The following is a 17,007-nucleotide window of genomic DNA, read 5'->3' on the forward strand; positions in this document are numbered from 1 at the left end:
CAAAGATGGCTGCTGGCGGGTGCAGGCATGTCCCCCCACAAAAAAATCGCCTGCGACCATGCGCTTTCGATCCGCCGCAGCGCATCCTCGCCAGCAGAAAAAAGGCAGGGCAGACCACATCTGCCCTGCCTTTATCGTTTACCGAAAGAGAATGCGTTACTTCAGGAGGTCCTTGACGACGCCGGAGGCCTTCGCAAAGTCGATCTGACCCGGGTAGCGCTCTTTCAGCGCGTTCATGCATTTGCCCATGTCGCGCAGACCGGAAGCACCGGTTTCCGAGATCACGGCCTGACACAGTTCACGCACCTTCTCGGCCGGGATTTCTTCCGGCATGAATTCCTTGATGATGACGATTTCCTCGCGCTCCTGAGCAGCGAGTTCAGCGCGACCGGCACCCTCATAGATATTGGCCGATTCTTCGCGCTGCTTGACCATCTTGGTCAGGATCTGCATGATTTCGTCATCGCTCACGGGATCCTTGCCCAAGCCGCGATTGGCGATGTCACGGTCCTTGATCGCTGTCTGGATCAGCCGCACGGTGGACGTACGTCTGGAATCACGAGCCTTCAGAGCGACCTTCAAAGCTTCTGCGAACGTGTCGCGCATCATTTCTTCTTCTCCTTGGGAAAGCACGTTTTGCGCCCTGTGACGCATAAACTTTGCGCCTTATTTTTTTGAACGACATAAACGAGCAGGCACACTCTCGCAAATCAATTGCGTAAAGCCTTGAAAACACGAGGGTTTAAATCCAGGTAAATCGCGCACCCGCAGTTGACCGGTTGGGCTCCTTTCGTTATTTTCCGGCACCTGCACGAGAATTTAACGAAGGGTTGAAACGCGAGGTTTTCGCGCGCCCTTGCCTGCGACCAAAAAATGGCCCCTTTCCCCCTGCCTTTCAAGAGGCGGGATGAGAAGCGGCAGAAACGGAACGAGATGACCGAGACAGCTCCCTGGACAACCCGCAAACCCACCGCAATGCTTGTTCTTGCCGATGGCACAGTGATCGAGGGAACCGGCATCGGCGCGACTGGCAAGGTGCAGGCCGAAGTCTGCTTCAATACCGCACTGACTGGCTACGAGGAAATCCTGACCGATCCGTCCTACCTCGGCCAGATCGTCACCTTCACCTTCCCGCATATCGGCAATGTCGGTACGAATGACGAAGACATTGAAGATCTGACGCCCGCCGCCCGTCGCGGCGCTGTCGGCGTCATCTTCAAGGCCGATATCACCGACCCGTCGAACTTCCGTGCTGCCAAGCACCTTGACGCGTGGCTGAAGGCCCGCGGCGTTATCGGTCTCTGCGGCATCGACACACGCGCCCTGACGGCATGGATCCGCGAAAATGGCGCCCCGAACGCCGTCATCGCCCATGACCCGAACGGCGTTTTCGATATCGAGGCGCTCAAGGCCGAAGCCAAGGCATGGAGCGGTCTGGTCGGCCTTGACCTCGCCATCGAGGCAACCTCGGGCCAGTCGTCTACCTGGACCGAAACCCCGTGGGTGTGGAACAAGGGTTACGGTACGCTCGGCGATGCCGACGCCAAGTATCACGTCGTCTGCGTCGATTTCGGTGTGAAGCGCAACATCCTGCGCCTCTTCGCCGGTCTTGACTGCAAGGTCACGGTCGTTCCGGCCCAGACGTCTGCGGAAGACATTCTGGCGCTGAAACCCGATGGCGTGTTCCTTTCCAACGGTCCCGGCGACCCGGCCGCGACCGGCGAATACGCCGTGCCGGTCATTCAGAACCTCATCAAGACGGACCTTCCGGTGTTCGGCATCTGCCTCGGCCATCAGATGCTCGGCCTCGCCGTTGGCGCCAAAACCGAAAAGATGCATCAGGGCCACCACGGCGCGAACCACCCGGTCAAGGATTACACCACCGGCAAGGTGGAGATCGTGTCCATGAACCATGGTTTCGCGGTCGACACGAAGTCGCTGCCGGAAGGCGTCGAGGAGACTCACGTTTCGCTGTTCGATGGAACCAATTGCGGCCTGCGCATCACCGGCAAGCCGGTCTTCTCGGTCCAGCATCACCCGGAAGCATCGCCTGGCCCGCAGGACAGCCACTACCTCTTCCGCCGCTTCGTCAATCTGCTGCGCGAGAAGAAAGGCGAACCGGCACTCGCAGAGCGCTGATCCGGATCGGTCACATCACGAAATCGGAAACGGCGGGGCAATCCCCGCCGTTTTTTTATTGGGCCTTTTTCATCTCACGCTTCACCAGCAGGACAAAGCGTACCGTCAGCAGAACCGCGGCCGTCGAAAGCCCTATCAGGAAGCCGAACCAGATACCCCGGCCGCCAAGACCGAGCGGAAAGGCCATGATCCAGGCAAGCGCCAGACCAATCGGCCAATAGGACACAAGCGCCAGCATCGCTGGAATGCGCGCATCTTTCAGACCACGCAGCAGCCCGGCCGCAACCGCCTGAATGCCATCGACCAGCTGGAACACACCGGCAATCACCACCAGACCGCTGGCATAGGCAAGCACTTCCGTCGCTTCGGGCAACTTCGCATCAAGGAACCATTTTGCCAGAAACTGCGGTGCAACGGCAAACAGGATACCGCCGCAGATCGCGATGATGCAGGCGATGAGATAGACGGTAACGGCCGCACGGACGAGGCCGGTAAAATCCCGCTGTCCGTGCGCGATGCCGATCCGAACTGTCGCCGCCTGCGAAAGCCCGAGCGGGATCATGAAGGCGATGGACGCAAGCTGAAGCGCAATACCGTGGGCAGCAAGCTCGACGGTACCGATCTGCCCCATCAGGATCGACGCAGCGGCAAACAGCGTCACTTCGGCAAGAATGGTGATGCTGATAGGCAGCCCGAGGCGCAGCACTTCCCACAGGGCATGCCAGTCAGGCCGCCAGAAGCGCACGAACAGTTCGTATTTCCGTGTCTCTTCGCGTGTCTGCACGTATGCGACGATGAAGACGAAGCTGAACGCGTTGACGATCACCGCGACGACCGCTGCACCATTCATGCCCATCGCCGGCAGGCCGAAATGGCCAAGTACCAGCGCATAGGCAAGAAAACCGTTCATCACCAGCATGATGATGGTGACGTAAAGAATGATGCCCGCGCGGCCGATGGCGCTGACAAGTCCGCGCAGAACGTAGAAAAGCAGGGCTGGCAGCAGAGCGAACTGCGCGATGGCAAGATAGTGTCCCGTCAGTTCGGCGACGGCCGGATTTTGCCCGAGAGCAATCAGGATGTTCTCGGCATTGAAGAAGATCGGAAGCGCAAGCAGCCAGTAGACGATGGCGACCCACATGCCCATGCGCAGCGAACGGCGCGCAGCCGTCGCATCACCCTGACCGTAGGCCTGCGCCACCATGGGTACCACAGCCACCGAAAAGCCGGAACCGAAAATGAAGACCACAAAATAGAACTGGCCGGCAAGCACCATGGCCGCCAGTTTTTCCGCACCAAGCTGGCCGACAATGACCATATCGGTTGTATGAATGCCAAGCTGCGCGAGCTGGGCGCCGATAAGCGGGATCCCGAGCGCAAGCGTAGCCTGAAAATGCGAGAACCACGAACCCGTTCCAGCAGGAGCGGGCCCTGTCATGACCGACGAAGACATTTAAATTCACCCGATTGGTAAGCCATGCCACAATTTGGCAAGCGATCAGACGTTGACGAATAAAATATTCGCTTCCGTGAAGCAAGCAGGGCAATCAACGATTAAAATTTATGCAAATCAGCAAAATTCTTGATCGGTTTCCGGCGCGTTTGCGAATAGTCAAATTTAACCGAATGTTACTAAATCTAGCTTATCGATTTTAACATCGCTTAAACCCATTGGGCGTGCGCTGCATGATGCAGAATGTTCCGGCCGTTCAGGCATGTCTCCTCAATACGTCGAGAAGCGCCCGGCCGGGCGCATCCGCCCTCCCAAGGACGTGTAGCTTGTCAAAAAAAACCAATCTGATGACGCGTATTCTGCTCGCTGCATCGCTTCTCGTCATCGCCGCCTTCGTCGGCTTCTCCACCTACATCGATGCCCTGCAGCGCAGGGTCACGACCAATTCCGTGGCCGAAAACATCGAATCCTCGGGCAAGGAAGCCGCCCAAGGCATCGCCAACTGGCTGAACGGTCGCGTCATGCTGACGGATACCGTCGCAAAAACCATGGGCAAGGTTCCCGATGACAACGCGAAACTGCAGTTCCTGCAGAACGATGTGCTGGTCGGACAATTCATGTCCACCTACTTCGGAGACGCCTCGAACGGAAAGTTCACCACATGGCCGCTGCAGCAGCTCCCGGAAGGCTATGACCCGCGCAAGCGCCCGTGGTATCTGGAAGCAGTCAAGGCTGGCAAGCCTGTCCTGACCGAACCTTACGCCGATGCCTCGACAGGCGGCCTCATCATTACCGCAGCTGTCCCCGTCAGCGTGAACGGCACGCTTTCCGGCGTCACCGCCAGCGACTTCTCCCTCGACACGCTCGTCAAGATGATCAAGTCGGTCGATGCAGGCACCGATGGCTACGCCTTCCTTGTCAGCAAGGATGGCAAGATCCTCATCCATCCGGATGCGAAGTTCGTCGACAAGCCGATGACCGATCTTTTCAAGACGAACGCACCCGCCATTTCCTCGGCCATTTCCGAAACGGAAATCGACGGCAAGGGCAAGATCATCAGCTTCATCCCCGTGTCCGGCCTGCCATCCGTCGACTGGTACCTTGGCTTCGTGGTCGACTCAGATGTCGCCTACAGCGCGATCGGCGAATTCCGCCTTGCTGCAACCGTGGCCACCATCCTCGCCGTCATCGTCATGATTGGCCTCCTGGCAACGCTTCTGAGCAGGATCGTCATCCATCCCGTCACGCAGATGACCAGCGCCATGGAAGGATTGGCCGCGGGTAATCTCAATGCCGCGATTCCCGGACAGGAGCGCACGGACCAGATCGGTTCGATGGCCGCGGCCGTCGCCGTGTTCCGGACCAATGCGCTCGAACGTCTCCGCCTTGAGGATGACGCCGAACATACGCGTCATCTGTCCGAGCAGGAACGGAACGAACGTGAGAGATCGGCGGCAAAGGATGCGCAGGACATCCAGTTTGCGGTTGACGCGCTGGCAACGGGCCTTGCGCACCTGTCGGAAGGCGACCTCAATTATCGCATCCAGACACCGTTTGTTGCGCGTATTGACCGCCTTCGTGACGACTTCAACAATTCGGTTGCAAAACTGAACGTTGCCCTGACGACCGTTGGCCAGAACGCACGCGCCATCGATGCCGGCGCAAGCGAAATCCGCCAGTCGGCGGACGATCTGGCCCGCCGTACCGAACAGCAGGCAGCTTCGGTCGAACAGACCGCTGCGGCACTGGAGGAAATCACCACCACGGTCAAGGATTCCGCCCATCGCGCTGAAGAGGTCGGCAAGCTCGTCGCTCGCGCCCGCACCAATGCCGAACAATCCGGTGTCATCGTTGAAGATGCCGTTCGCGCCATGGAAGGCATCGAAAGCTCGTCGTCGGAAATCTCCAAGATCATCGGTGTCATCGATGACATTGCCTTCCAGACGAACCTTCTGGCGCTGAACGCCGGTGTCGAAGCCGCGCGTGCGGGTGAGGCCGGCAAGGGTTTTGCCGTCGTGGCACAGGAAGTGCGCGAACTGGCACAGCGGTCTGCCAATGCCGCGAAGGAAATCAAGACGCTCATCAACGCCTCGACAACGCAGGTTCAGTCCGGTGTGGCGCTCGTCGGCAATGCGGGCAAGGCGCTGGAAACCATCGTTCGCGAAGTGCAGGAAATCAACAAGCATATCTCAGCGATCGTTACCGCCTCGCGTGAACAGTCGACCGGCCTTCAGGAAATCAACACCGCCATCAACACCATCGATCAGGGCACCCAGCAGAACGCGGCCATGGTCGAGGAGCAGACGGCGGCAAGCCACGGGCTGGCAACCGAGGCAGCCGCGCTTAACGAACTGCTGGCGCAGTTCAGACTGGCCGCAGCGGAGCGGCACCGGTCCGAATACGGCCGCGCGGCATAACCGAAGCGCACAACAGAGAGAATAAAAGTGGCCGGAGCGATCCGGCTATTTTTATTTGAGGCGCGTTCAGGAAAACCCTCTTCTGTTCCGCGATCAGTCCTGTAGACATGAGCCTGGGAAATTTCACGGAGGGAAAAAATGTCGGACTTGTTGTGGCGCGGTGTCGCGATGGGCATCGGCGGAACCGTGTTCATGGATATCTGGGCGATCGTTCTGCACAGGGTTTTCGGCCAGCCCGCGCCGAACTGGGCGCCCGTTGGCCGCTGGTTCTGGCACCTGCCGAAAGGCACGGTTTTTCACGACAGCATCGCCAATGCAGCGCCTTACGAAAACGAACTCACGCTCGGCTGGATATCGCACTACGCGGTCGGCATTCTCTACGGCATCATTCTGGCATTGGTCGTTCCAGCCGCATGGTTTCAGGATCCCTCGTTCATCCAGCCATGGATCGTCGGCATCGTGACCGTCGGCGCGGGCTGGTTCCTGCTTCAGCCTGGTCTGGGGATCGGTTGGGCGGCATCCAAGACGCCCAATCCCAACAAGGTGCGGTTTCTGAACCTCGTGGCACATACGATCTTCGCGCTTGGCATGTATGGCGTGGCGCTGCTGATACGCTGAAAGAACAAAGGGGCCGAAAGGCCCCTTTTCATTGTCTCCTGTCAGATGTTGGCGGAGAACGTGTCGCAATCCTCGACGCGCCCGCTCTGGAAGCCGCGCTTGAACCATTCCGCACGCTGGGCGGACGTACCGTGGTTGAAGCTGTCAGGCACCACGTAACCCTGCGTCTGCTTCTGCAGGGTATCATCGCCGATCTGATGGGCCGCGTTCAACGCCTCCTCCAGGTCGCCAGCTTCCAGGATGCCCTTCTGGTCGGTGAACTTGCCCCAGATGCCCGCATAGCAATCGGCCTGAAGCTCCACCCGCACCGACATACGATTGGCATCCGTCTGGCTCATCGACTGGCGGCGGCGGTTGAACTCCGGCAGAACGCCGGTCAGGTTCTGGATATGATGGCCGACTTCATGCGCGATCACATAAGCCTGCGCGAAATCACCGGATGCGCCGAACCGCTGATCCAGCTCACGGAAGAAACTCGTATCGAGATAGACCTTGCGGTCGGTCGGGCAATAAAACGGGCCGCTTGCCGCGGATGCATAACCGCAGGCAGACGATACCTGTCCGGAAAACAGAACGAGCGTCGGCTTCTGGTAGGTTTCCCCGGCGGACTGGAAAATGCCGCTCCATGTATCTTCGGTTTCGGCAAGCACCGTGCGGACGAACGCCGTCGTTTCATCGGAAGACTGGCCCTGCGGCCGCGTACCTGACTGCTGACTCGTAGTGGTCCCACCACCGTCAAGCGAAATGTCACCACCGGAAAGCAGCGTCAGGGGGTTGATTCCCAACACCCAGCTTATGATCAGAATCAGCAGAATACCGCCGATCCCGATACCGCCGCCGCGCCGCCCTACCGGCACACGCAACCCACCACGCCCGAACGGGTCACGCCCGCCACCACCCGGCCCGGCCGACATGCCACGCCGGTCCTCAATGTTGTCCGACTGACGGCGCCCTCTCCATTCCATGCTTTTCTCCCGGCGAAGCCCGCTTTCCTGATCTGCCCAATAACGGCACTATAATACATCTTGTTCCGGAAGGCAGCAGAAGAGAAAGCCGGTTTGCCGGCCCAATTGCCAGGGCACGTAGAGTTTCTGTCGATTCACGAATTTATGGGGTTCCGTTCGTGAAGACATTTGCCTATAAGCCGCTTCTAGCCTGAAATGATTGGAATTGCGCGCCCCGGCCGGTGATCTCTCACCGTGGCCGATTTTTGCGCAACACGAAAGCGGAGAGCCATGCCAAAGCGCCAAGATATTAAATCCATCCTCATTATTGGCGCAGGACCGATCGTCATCGGTCAGGCATGCGAATTCGACTATTCCGGCACACAGGCTTGTAAAGCGCTGAAGGAGGAAGGCTACCGCGTCATCCTCGTCAACTCCAACCCGGCAACGATCATGACCGACCCGGGCCTTGCCGACGCCACCTACGTCGAGCCGATCACGCCGGAAGTCGTCGCCAAGATCATCGCCAAGGAGCGCCCGGACGCGCTTCTCCCGACCATGGGCGGCCAGACGGCTCTCAACACCGCACTGTCCCTGAAGCGCATGGGCGTCCTCGACCGCTACAACGTCGAAATGATCGGCGCGAAGCCAGAAGCCATCGACATGGCCGAAGACCGCGCCCTGTTCCGCGAAGCTATGGCGCGCATCGGCCTCGAAACCCCGCGCTCCATGCTGGCCAACGCCACCGAGATCAAGGACGCCGATCGCAAGAAGCATGAAGCAGCTCGTGCCGAACTGAAGGGCAAGCTTTCCGGCGCAGAGCTGGACAAGGCGCTGGACGAGCTGGAAAACCAATGGAACCTCGGCGAGACGGATCGCAAGCAGCGCTACATGGCACACGCCATGGCGATTGCCGCGCAGGCGATCGATCACGTCGGCCTGCCGGCCATTATCCGCCCGTCCTTCACGCTCGGCGGCACCGGCGGCGGCATTGCCTACAACCGCTCGGAATTCTTCGATATCGTGTCCGGCGGCCTCGACGCCTCTCCGACGACCGAAGTTTTGGTCGAAGAGTCCGTTCTCGGCTGGAAGGAATACGAAATGGAAGTGGTCCGCGACAAGGCGGACAACTGCATCATCATCTGCTCGATTGAAAACATCGATCCGATGGGCGTCCACACCGGCGACTCCATCACGGTAGCTCCTGCCCTCACCCTGACGGACAAGGAATACCAGATCATGCGCAACGCCTCGATCGCGGTGCTGCGCGAGATCGGCGTGGAAACCGGCGGCTCGAACGTTCAGTTCGCCGTGAACCCGAAGGACGGCCGCCTCGTCGTCATTGAAATGAACCCGCGCGTGTCGCGTTCTTCCGCGCTAGCCTCCAAGGCCACGGGCTTCCCTATTGCCAAGGTCGCGGCAAAGCTCGCCATCGGTTACACACTGGACGAGCTGGAAAACGACATCACCGGCGGCGCGACCCCCGCCTCCTTCGAGCCGTCCATCGACTACGTGGTGACGAAGATCCCGCGCTTCGCCTTCGAGAAGTTCCCCGGCGCATCTCCGATCCTGACTACGGCCATGAAGTCGGTCGGTGAAGTCATGGCGATTGGCCGTACCTTCGCAGAATCGCTGCAGAAGGCGCTACGCGGCATGGAAACCGGCCTGACGGGTCTCGATGAAATCGAAATCCCCGGCTACGAGGAAGGCGAAGGTTCCAAGAACGCCATCCGCGCCGCCATCGGCACGCCGACGCCGGACCGTCTGCGCATGGTCGCACAGGCGCTGCGTATGGGCATGTCAGAAGAGGAAGTGCACGAAAACTCGAAGATCGATCCATGGTTCATCGCCCAGTTCAAGGCGATCGTCGACATGGAAGCGCGCATCCGCGAGCACGGCCTGCCGACCGACGCCGAAAACCTGCGCATGCTGAAGGCCATGGGCTTCTCCGATGCCCGCCTTGCAAGCCTGACCAGCAAGCGTCCGAAGGAAGTTGCCGAACTGCGCAACAGCCTGAACGTCCGCCCGGTGTTCAAGCGCATCGACACCTGCGCCGCCGAATTCGCCTCGCCGACCGCCTATATGTATTCGACCTACGAAATCCCGTTCGTCGGTGCTGCCCGCTCGGAAGCGCAGGTTTCGGACCGGAAGAAGGTCGTCATTCTCGGCGGCGGCCCGAACCGTATCGGCCAGGGCATCGAGTTTGACTATTGCTGCTGCCATGCAGCCTTCGCGCTGAAGGATGCGGGCTTCGAAGCCATCATGATCAACTGCAACCCGGAAACCGTGTCGACCGATTACGACACCTCCGACCGCCTGTATTTCGAGCCGCTGACCGCGGAAGACGTGATCGAAATCATGCGCGCGGAGCAGGAAAAGGGCGAACTCGTCGGCGTCATCGTGCAGTTCGGCGGCCAGACCCCGCTGAAGCTCGCGGAAGCGCTGGAAAAGAACGGTATCCCGATCCTCGGCACCGCGCCTGACATGATCGACCTTGCCGAAGACCGCGACCGCTTCCAGAAGCTTCTGATGAAGCTCGACCTTGCGCAGCCGAACAACGGCATCGCCTATTCCGTCGAGCAGGCCCGCCTCGTTGCCTCCGAAATCGGCTTCCCGCTGGTGGTTCGTCCGTCCTACGTTCTGGGTGGCCGCGCCATGCAGATCATCCATTCGGAAGGCCAGCTCCAGACCTACCTGCTGGATACCGTTCCGGGCCTCGTGCCGGAAGACATCAAGCAGCGTTACCCGAACGACAAGACCGGCCAGATCAACACCCTGCTCGGCAAGAACCCGCTTCTGTTCGACAGCTACCTGACCAACGCCGTCGAAGTGGACGTCGATGCGCTGTGCGATGGCGAAAGCGTCTTCGTATCGGGCATCATGGAACACATCGAGGAAGCCGGCATCCACTCTGGCGACTCGGCCTGCTCGTTGCCGGCCCGTTCGCTCAGCAAGGAAGTGCTCGACGAACTGGAACGCCAGACGACAGCGCTCGCAAAGGCGCTCAATGTCGGCGGCCTGATGAACGTTCAGTACGCCATCAAGGACGGCACGATCTACGTTCTGGAAGTCAACCCGCGCGCCTCGCGTACCGTGCCATTCGTGGCCAAGACCATCGGCGCGCCGATTGCCAAGATCGCCGCCCGAGTCATGGCTGGCGAGAAGCTCGATCCGGCGATTGCCGCCTATGGCGAGAAGCCCGACCCGCGCAACCTGAAGCATATCGCGGTCAAGGAAGCCGTCTTCCCGTTCGCACGCTTCCCAGGCGTCGACATCCTGCTCGGACCGGAGATGCGCTCGACCGGTGAGGTCATCGGCCTTGACACCGATTTCGCACTGGCGTTTGCCAAGTCGCAGCTCGGCGCGGGCGTCGACCTGCCGCGTTCCGGCGCGGTGTTCGTCTCCGTTCGCGATCAGGACAAGGAAGGAGTTCTGCCCGCCATCCGCATTCTGGTCGAGGCCGGTTTCAAGGTTCTGGCAACCGGCGGCACGCAACGTTTCCTTGCGGAACAGGGCATCAACGCCGAGAAGATCAACAAGGTTCAGGAAGGCCGTCCGCACATCGAGGACGCCATCCGCAACCGTCAGGTCCAGCTGGTCATCAACACCACCGACAGCAACAAGGCGATTTCGGACTCGAAGTCGTTGCGCCGCGCGACGCTGATGCAGAAGGTGCCGTACTACACCACGATGGCTGGCGCGGAAGCAGCTGCTCTCGCCATCAAGGCACTGAAGGCCGGCAATCTGGAAGTTAAGCCGCTGCAAAGCTACTTCTGATCCGTTATGCTATAAGTGACCGGCTAGCAGCGATGCTGGCCGGTTTTCTTTTGCCCGGATTTTGCCGGGCGCATGGTTTTGGAGATACGGCATGACCGACAAGATGGAGGTTCTGAACGAACGGCTGTTTCCTGTCGATGGCGACACCCTGTTTCGTGCCTTCGCCGAACCTGAACTGCTGGCGCAATGGTGGGGGCCGCACGGCTTCACCAATAAAATCGGAGCATTCGATTTCCGGCCCGGCGGCACATGGCAGATCACCATGACAGCCTCCGACGGTACCGATTTTCACAACACCTCCACGTTTCGGGAAATCACCGCGCCAAAGCGCATCGTCTTCGAACATCACGAGCCGATGCACGTCTACGTCATGGAAATGGACTTGACCGAACAGGCAGACGGCACCCTGCTCAACTGGCGCATGCTGTTCGATGCGACGGATGAAAACCTGCAGATCCGGAAATTCATCGCAGCCGCCAACGAACAGAACTTCGACCGTCTGGAAGAGGTTCTTCGCCAGATATCGAGGAACGGATAACGCGCCACGTCGCGGCGAATACCGGCCGCAGCACTTCCCGGCGTTGATCCGGCATCTTTTTTGACGTTTGCTCGTTTTCGCATTTGCAGAAAAGCCTTCGCGCACAGGGTAAGCCAGGAATATGAACACGACACGGGACGACGAACAGGCAACTCAGCGCGAATGGATTGGTCTGCTCGTCCTTTCCATTGCCTGTCTCATCTATTCGATGGATCTGTCGGTCCTGTTCCTCGCCATTCCGGCAATCGTTGCGGACCTCGATCCCTCCGCCTCTGAACTCCTGTGGATCAACGACATCTATGGCTTCATGGTTGCCGGATTTCTGGTGACGATGGGAACGCTGGGGGACCGTATCGGACGCAGGCGCGTCTTGCTGATCGGCGCTTTCGCCTTCGGCGTCGCCTCCGCGCTTGCCGCCTTTTCCGCAACGTCGCAACAGCTCATCATATCGCGCGCCCTGCTCGGTATTGCGGGGGCGACGATTGCCCCATCCACCCTCTCCTTGATCGTCAACATGTTCAAGAACGAGGCGGAGCGGAACCGCGCCATCGGAATTTGGGGGACAGCCTTTTCCCTCGGCGGTCTGATCGGCCCATTGATCGGCGGTTTCCTGCTGCAACATTTTCACTGGGGATCGGTGTTCCTCATCAATATCCCCATCATGCTGGCGCTTCTTGCCGTCGCGCCCTTCCTGCTGCCGGAATACAGGAACAGCGAAGGTGCGACGATCGATCTCCTGAGCGTCATCCTTTCGCTGGGAACCGTGCTACCGGTCATCTACGGCTTCAAGCACATGGCGGCATACGGCTTTGCCGGGGATCAGCCGCTCGCCATCCTGATTGGCCTTGGCTTCGGTTTCATGTTCGTGCGCCGCCAGAAACGGCTTGCACACCCGCTTATCGATCTGCAACTGTTTCGTATTCCGGCTTTCACAGCCTCGCTGGTCGTCAATCTCGCCGGTGTGTTTTTCGTTTTCGGCGTTTTTCTCTACCAGAACCTCTTTCTGCAGCTGGTGCTCGATCTTTCGCCGCTGTCGGCGGCCCTCTGGTCCGTACCCTCAGCGCTGGTTTTCACCATCATGTCGCTTCAGGCCTACCGCTTCACCAATCGCTTCGGTCCAGTAAAAACGGTGCTGCTCGGCCTTGTCGTCAACGCCATAGGCACGACAGCGATGGCCGCCGCCGTCTACAGTCAGAACATCTATGGCGTGCTTTGCGCCAGCATGCTGGTCGGCATCGGTTTCGTCCCGGTTATCCTGACCACAACGGGACTGATCGTCGGCACGGCACCGCCCGAGCGGGCAGGATCGGCATCAGCGATCTCCGAAACCAGCGCCGAATTCGGCGGCGCTCTGGGCGTCGCGCTTCTGGGCAGCCTCGGCACGATCATCTACCGTGTGGCCATGAACCAGGTGGACCTGAACGGCCTCAGCGAAGGTCAGATTACCGCAGTCTCATCCACGCTCGCAGGCGCGGTGGAGACGGCAAAGGCAATCGGCGCACCGACCGCACCGGAATGGCTGGCCGTCGCACGGGACGGCTTTTCGCTTGGCTTTGCCGCATGCTGCCTGCTGGCATCGGTAACATTGCTGCTGCTTGCTTCGGTCGCGAGACGAATCTATGCGAAAGCCCATATCGATGAAGCGGCCATGGCTTCACATTGACATGACATCCGGCTCAGGCCAACAAACCAGCCTCCACCAACCGTCTGACGCTCGCCATGTCCTCCTTGAACCGCTGCAACTCCTCGGACCGTTTTGCCGCATCGGGAATGCGCAGCAGATAGGATGGGTGCACCGTAACAAACAGCACCCTGCCACCGTCGATCGGCATGGGCCTGCCCCGCAGGTCGGAGAGTTTCTCCTTCGTGCCGGTCAGGGCAAAAACGGCCGTCGCCCCCATCGCAACGACAAGTTTCGGCTGAACCAGATCGATTTCCCGCGTCAGCCACCAGCGACAGCGCTGAACTTCTCCCGCATCCGGGCGTTGGTGGATACGCTTCTTTCCCCTTGTTTCATACTTGAAGTGCTTGACGGCGTTGGTGACGTAAAGCGTTTTGCGGTCCATCCCCGTTTCCGCCAGAACCTGATCGAAAACCTTGCCTGCCGGACCGACAAAAGGACGGCCAGCCAGATCCTCGTGATCCCCCGGCTGTTCACCGACGATCATCACCTGCGCACGCGCCGGGCCTTCACCGAAAACGGTCTGCGTCGCCTTGCAATGAAGCGGGCAAAGCGTGCAGCCTCGTGCCTCATGGCTCAGCCCTTCAAGCGTATGGGCATCGGGCAGGATCGGTGCGGGCCTGTTCTCCGCAGCCGTCTGCAGCCGGTGATGAAACAGCTGGGGCTCGGTCGCAGCCTTGGCAGCCATTTCCAGCACGCGCGCTTCGGCGCCCAAAATCAGATCGGGGATAAGCTGTGCCTCGGGCAGGTTCTTCCAATACTTCTTTGGCATCTCCGCCGTCATCGCCTTGATCTTGAGGCGGGCGGGGTTGAAAATGTTGGCGTAGTAGGTGCGCCAGAGTTCATCCGTTTCGTCGGAGAGATCGGGCTTTTCCGCTGCTGCCCGTGAGGTCTGCAGTGTTATGCCATCCCACTGCGCCGAACCTTTGGGCGTGGCGATCAACCAGTCCATGTCGGTAAAGCGCCGCTGAAAGAAATCCGCCTTGCGCTCGACGATGAAGTGGTCCGGTTCGAACCATGCGATGAAACGCCGCCGCCCGGCCTCGCCTTGCGGCAACGCCACCTCCTTGAAACGCACGAAAGCCGTCATCTTATGGCTGTCGCGCCGGACGGATTTTTCCATTTGCCGCGCGCTTGCCACATCCGGGTCCGACTTGAATTGCAGGAGAGCACGGTCATCACGCAGCCGCCAGAGCAAACGGTAAATCAGCGCAAACCGGGAAGGATCGCTGTGACAGATCACAGCCTCCGCCAGTGGCATGAAGGCGGAGGGAACGTTGATGGGCACGGAGCCCCTGTCCGCTGGCAGAACGGCATCTTCCTCGAAGCCGAACAGACCGGCCCCCTCGTCCCGAAGCCGCCAGTCTATCTCGCCCGGGGCGACACCGGCGCCCAGACAGGCACGCGCGGCATTGCGCCATTCGCCAAAATCTCCCCGACCCTCCAATGTAACCCGGTACATCACAGCAGCGACAATTGTTCCGGCTGCGGCGCGAACATGGCACGCAGATCAGGACGCTCGGTCAGCTTCCCCGGTGTCCAGTCATCCGCCACCACAAATGCCTTTACCTTTTTCAGCGACACACCGAAACGGCCGAGATCTTCCAGCCGCAACCGGCGGAACCGCCGCGACGACAGGATGGAGTTGACGGTTTTGACACCGAAACCCGGCACGCGAAGCAGCAATTCCTTATCGGCCCTGTTCACATCCACCGGAAACGTCTGCCGATTGCCAAGCGCCCATGCGAGCTTGGGATCGATATCGAGATCCAGCATGCCATCCTTCTGCGTCGAGGTAATCTCGCCGATATCGAAGCCGTAGAACCGATAAAGCCAGTCCGCCTGATAAAGCCTGTGTTCCCGCATCAGCGGCGGCTTGATGAGGGGCAGGTTTTTCGACGAATCGGGAATGGGACTGAACGCGGAATAATAGACGCGCCGCAAACCATAGCTGCCGTAAAGCCGGGAGCTGGTGGAAAGAATGGTGCTGTCGCTCGCCCCATCCGCCCCGACGATCATCTGCGTGCTTTGCCCGGCTGGCGCGAATTTCTTCACACGTCTGGTTTTCAGCGTCGGCTCACCCGCCTCCTCGATCTTGAGACGGATATCGGCCATCGACCGGCGGATATTGGCAGGGTGTTTTTCCGGAGCGAACTGACCGATGCCGCTATCGGTTGGCAGCTCGATGTTGATCGAAAGGCGGTCGGCGTAAAGCCCGGCCTCCTCCACCAGATGCGATGAGGCTTCCGGGATGGACTTCAGATGAATGTAACCGCGAAATCCATGGGTCACCCTCAACTCACGCGCGACCCGAACCAGTTCTTCCATCGTGTGGTCCGATGAGCGGATGATCCCGGAGGACAGGAAAAGACCTTCGATGTAATTGCGCCGGTAGAACTCCAGCGTCAGCCAGATGACCTCCTCAACCGTAAACCGCGCCCGCTCGACATTGCTTGAAGAGCGATTGATACAGTAGGCGCAATCATAGATGCAGAAATTGGTCAGAAGGATTTTCAACAGGGAGATGCATCGCCCATCCGGCGCATAGGCGTGGCAGATACCCGAACCTTCCGTCGAGCCAAGTCCGCCGCTTGCGGAAGAGTTTCGTTTTGTCGTGCCACTCGAAGCGCAGGACGCATCGTACTTCGCCGCGTCGGAAAGAATGGCAAGCCGCTCTTTGATTGACTTTTTCATAACTATGTTCTCTATATGTTCCATTGGCAAAAGTCAATTGAACCGTCTAAAAGACTGAATTTTATAACGATTATCCGGAAGTTTAATTTTCTGGCATTTCGCTGTCGTCTTCTGATATAGTCGCCTCAATTCTGATTTTGACACGGTTCCGGAGCCCTGCTCCGGAACCTGTTTCTTTTTGTGTCTGCGAGTACCGCGGCCCGAATGCGAAGGAATAGGAAATGGTAGAGAAAGTACCGATGACTCAGGGTGGATTCGTCAAGTTGCAGGAAGAACTGCGTTGGCGCCAGCAGGAGGAGCGTCCGCGCATCATCGAAGCGATTTCGGAAGCGCGCGCCCATGGCGACCTTTCGGAAAACGCCGAGTACCACGCCGCCAAGGAAGCGCAGAGCCACAACGAAGGCCGCATCACCGAGCTGGAAGATCTGACGGCTCGCGCCGAAGTCATCGACCTGTCGAAGATGTCCGGCTCGAAGATCAAGTTCGGCGCCACCGTAAAACTGGTCGATGAAGACAGCGACGAGGAAAAGACCTACCAGATCGTCGGCGATCAGGAAGCCGACGTGAAGGCTGGCCGCATCTCCATCTCGTCGCCCATCGCCCGCGCTCTTATCGGCAAGGAAGTCGGCGACAGCATCGAAGTCAACGCACCGGGCGGCGCACGGGGCTATGAAATCCTCGCCGTTCAGTGGGGCTGATTTCTGACTGCGCGCTGCGCATTCCGATGAATGCGCAGCCAACGCCGG

Annotated in this window: 12 protein-coding genes; 7 read left to right on the top strand and 5 right to left on the bottom strand. The window is 59.5% G+C overall.

The window, feature by feature from the left end; all coding sequences use genetic code 11:
* Positions 1–156: 156 nt before the first annotated feature.
* Positions 157–609: a GatB/YqeY domain-containing protein gene (locus N7578_RS19015; RefSeq protein WP_311111791.1), complete on the bottom strand. Its 453-nt coding sequence runs from the start codon at positions 607–609 to the stop codon at positions 157–159.
* Positions 610–933: 324 nt separating this feature from the next.
* Here N7578_RS19015 and carA point away from each other — a divergent pair, with 324 nt between their 5' ends.
* Complete coding sequence (gene carA, locus N7578_RS19020; protein WP_311111792.1) at positions 934–2,139, top strand: glutamine-hydrolyzing carbamoyl-phosphate synthase small subunit; 1,206 nt, start codon at positions 934–936, stop codon at positions 2,137–2,139.
* Between the two features lie 55 nt (positions 2,140–2,194).
* Here carA and N7578_RS19025 read toward each other — a convergent pair whose 3' ends face one another.
* Complete coding sequence (locus N7578_RS19025; RefSeq protein ID WP_311111793.1) at positions 2,195–3,592, bottom strand: MATE family efflux transporter; 1,398 nt, start codon at positions 3,590–3,592, stop codon at positions 2,195–2,197.
* Positions 3,593–3,918: 326 nt separating this feature from the next.
* Here N7578_RS19025 and N7578_RS19030 point away from each other — a divergent pair, with 326 nt between their 5' ends.
* Complete coding sequence (locus N7578_RS19030; protein ID WP_311111794.1) at positions 3,919–6,009, top strand: methyl-accepting chemotaxis protein; 2,091 nt, start codon at positions 3,919–3,921, stop codon at positions 6,007–6,009.
* Between the two features lie 138 nt (positions 6,010–6,147).
* Entirely contained in the window at positions 6,148–6,627 is a 480-nt protein-coding gene (locus N7578_RS19035; RefSeq protein WP_311111795.1) for a DUF2938 domain-containing protein, read from the top strand.
* A 41-nt stretch (positions 6,628–6,668) separates the two neighbouring features.
* On the opposite strand, the gene N7578_RS19040 is transcribed toward N7578_RS19035, so the two are convergent.
* Positions 6,669–7,592 (bottom strand): neutral zinc metallopeptidase, encoded by a 924-nt coding sequence (locus N7578_RS19040; protein WP_311111796.1) that lies wholly within the window; start codon positions 7,590–7,592, stop codon positions 6,669–6,671.
* 270 nt (positions 7,593–7,862) lie between these two features.
* Between N7578_RS19040 and carB the strand changes: the two genes are divergently transcribed.
* The 3 genes from carB to N7578_RS19055 all read left to right on the top strand — a co-directional run bounded on the left by carB (position 7,863) and on the right by N7578_RS19055 (position 13,549).
* Entirely contained in the window at positions 7,863–11,348 is a 3,486-nt protein-coding gene (carB, locus tag N7578_RS19045) for a carbamoyl-phosphate synthase large subunit (protein WP_311111797.1), read from the top strand.
* A 91-nt stretch (positions 11,349–11,439) separates the two neighbouring features.
* Positions 11,440–11,886 carry an SRPBCC domain-containing protein gene (locus N7578_RS19050; RefSeq protein ID WP_311111798.1) on the top strand — a complete coding sequence of 149 codons (447 nt, stop codon included), beginning with the start codon at positions 11,440–11,442 and terminating at the stop codon, positions 11,884–11,886.
* Positions 11,887–12,007: 121 nt separating this feature from the next.
* Entirely contained in the window at positions 12,008–13,549 is a 1,542-nt protein-coding gene (locus N7578_RS19055) for an MFS transporter (RefSeq protein ID WP_311111799.1), read from the top strand.
* A 13-nt stretch (positions 13,550–13,562) separates the two neighbouring features.
* Here N7578_RS19055 and N7578_RS19060 read toward each other — a convergent pair whose 3' ends face one another.
* Both N7578_RS19060 and N7578_RS19065 read right to left on the bottom strand, forming a co-directional pair.
* Positions 13,563–15,029 (bottom strand): UdgX family uracil-DNA binding protein, encoded by a 1,467-nt coding sequence (locus N7578_RS19060; RefSeq protein WP_311112557.1) that lies wholly within the window; start codon positions 15,027–15,029, stop codon positions 13,563–13,565.
* The gene (locus N7578_RS19065) at positions 15,029–16,261 is read right to left on the bottom strand and encodes a putative DNA modification/repair radical SAM protein (RefSeq protein WP_311111800.1); all 1,233 of its coding nucleotides are present in this window, start codon (positions 16,259–16,261) and stop codon (positions 15,029–15,031) included. Before N7578_RS19065 ends, N7578_RS19060 begins: the two co-directional genes overlap by 1 nt.
* Before the next feature lie 221 nt (positions 16,262–16,482).
* Here N7578_RS19065 and greA point away from each other — a divergent pair, with 221 nt between their 5' ends.
* The gene (gene greA, locus N7578_RS19070) at positions 16,483–16,959 is read left to right on the top strand and encodes a transcription elongation factor GreA (protein WP_138791056.1); all 477 of its coding nucleotides are present in this window, start codon (positions 16,483–16,485) and stop codon (positions 16,957–16,959) included.
* Positions 16,960–17,007 lie beyond the last annotated feature (48 nt).

This window comes from Agrobacterium tumefaciens (assembly GCF_031801495.1).
In the GTDB taxonomy this organism is placed as follows: domain Bacteria; phylum Pseudomonadota; class Alphaproteobacteria; order Rhizobiales; family Rhizobiaceae; genus Agrobacterium; species Agrobacterium tumefaciens_K.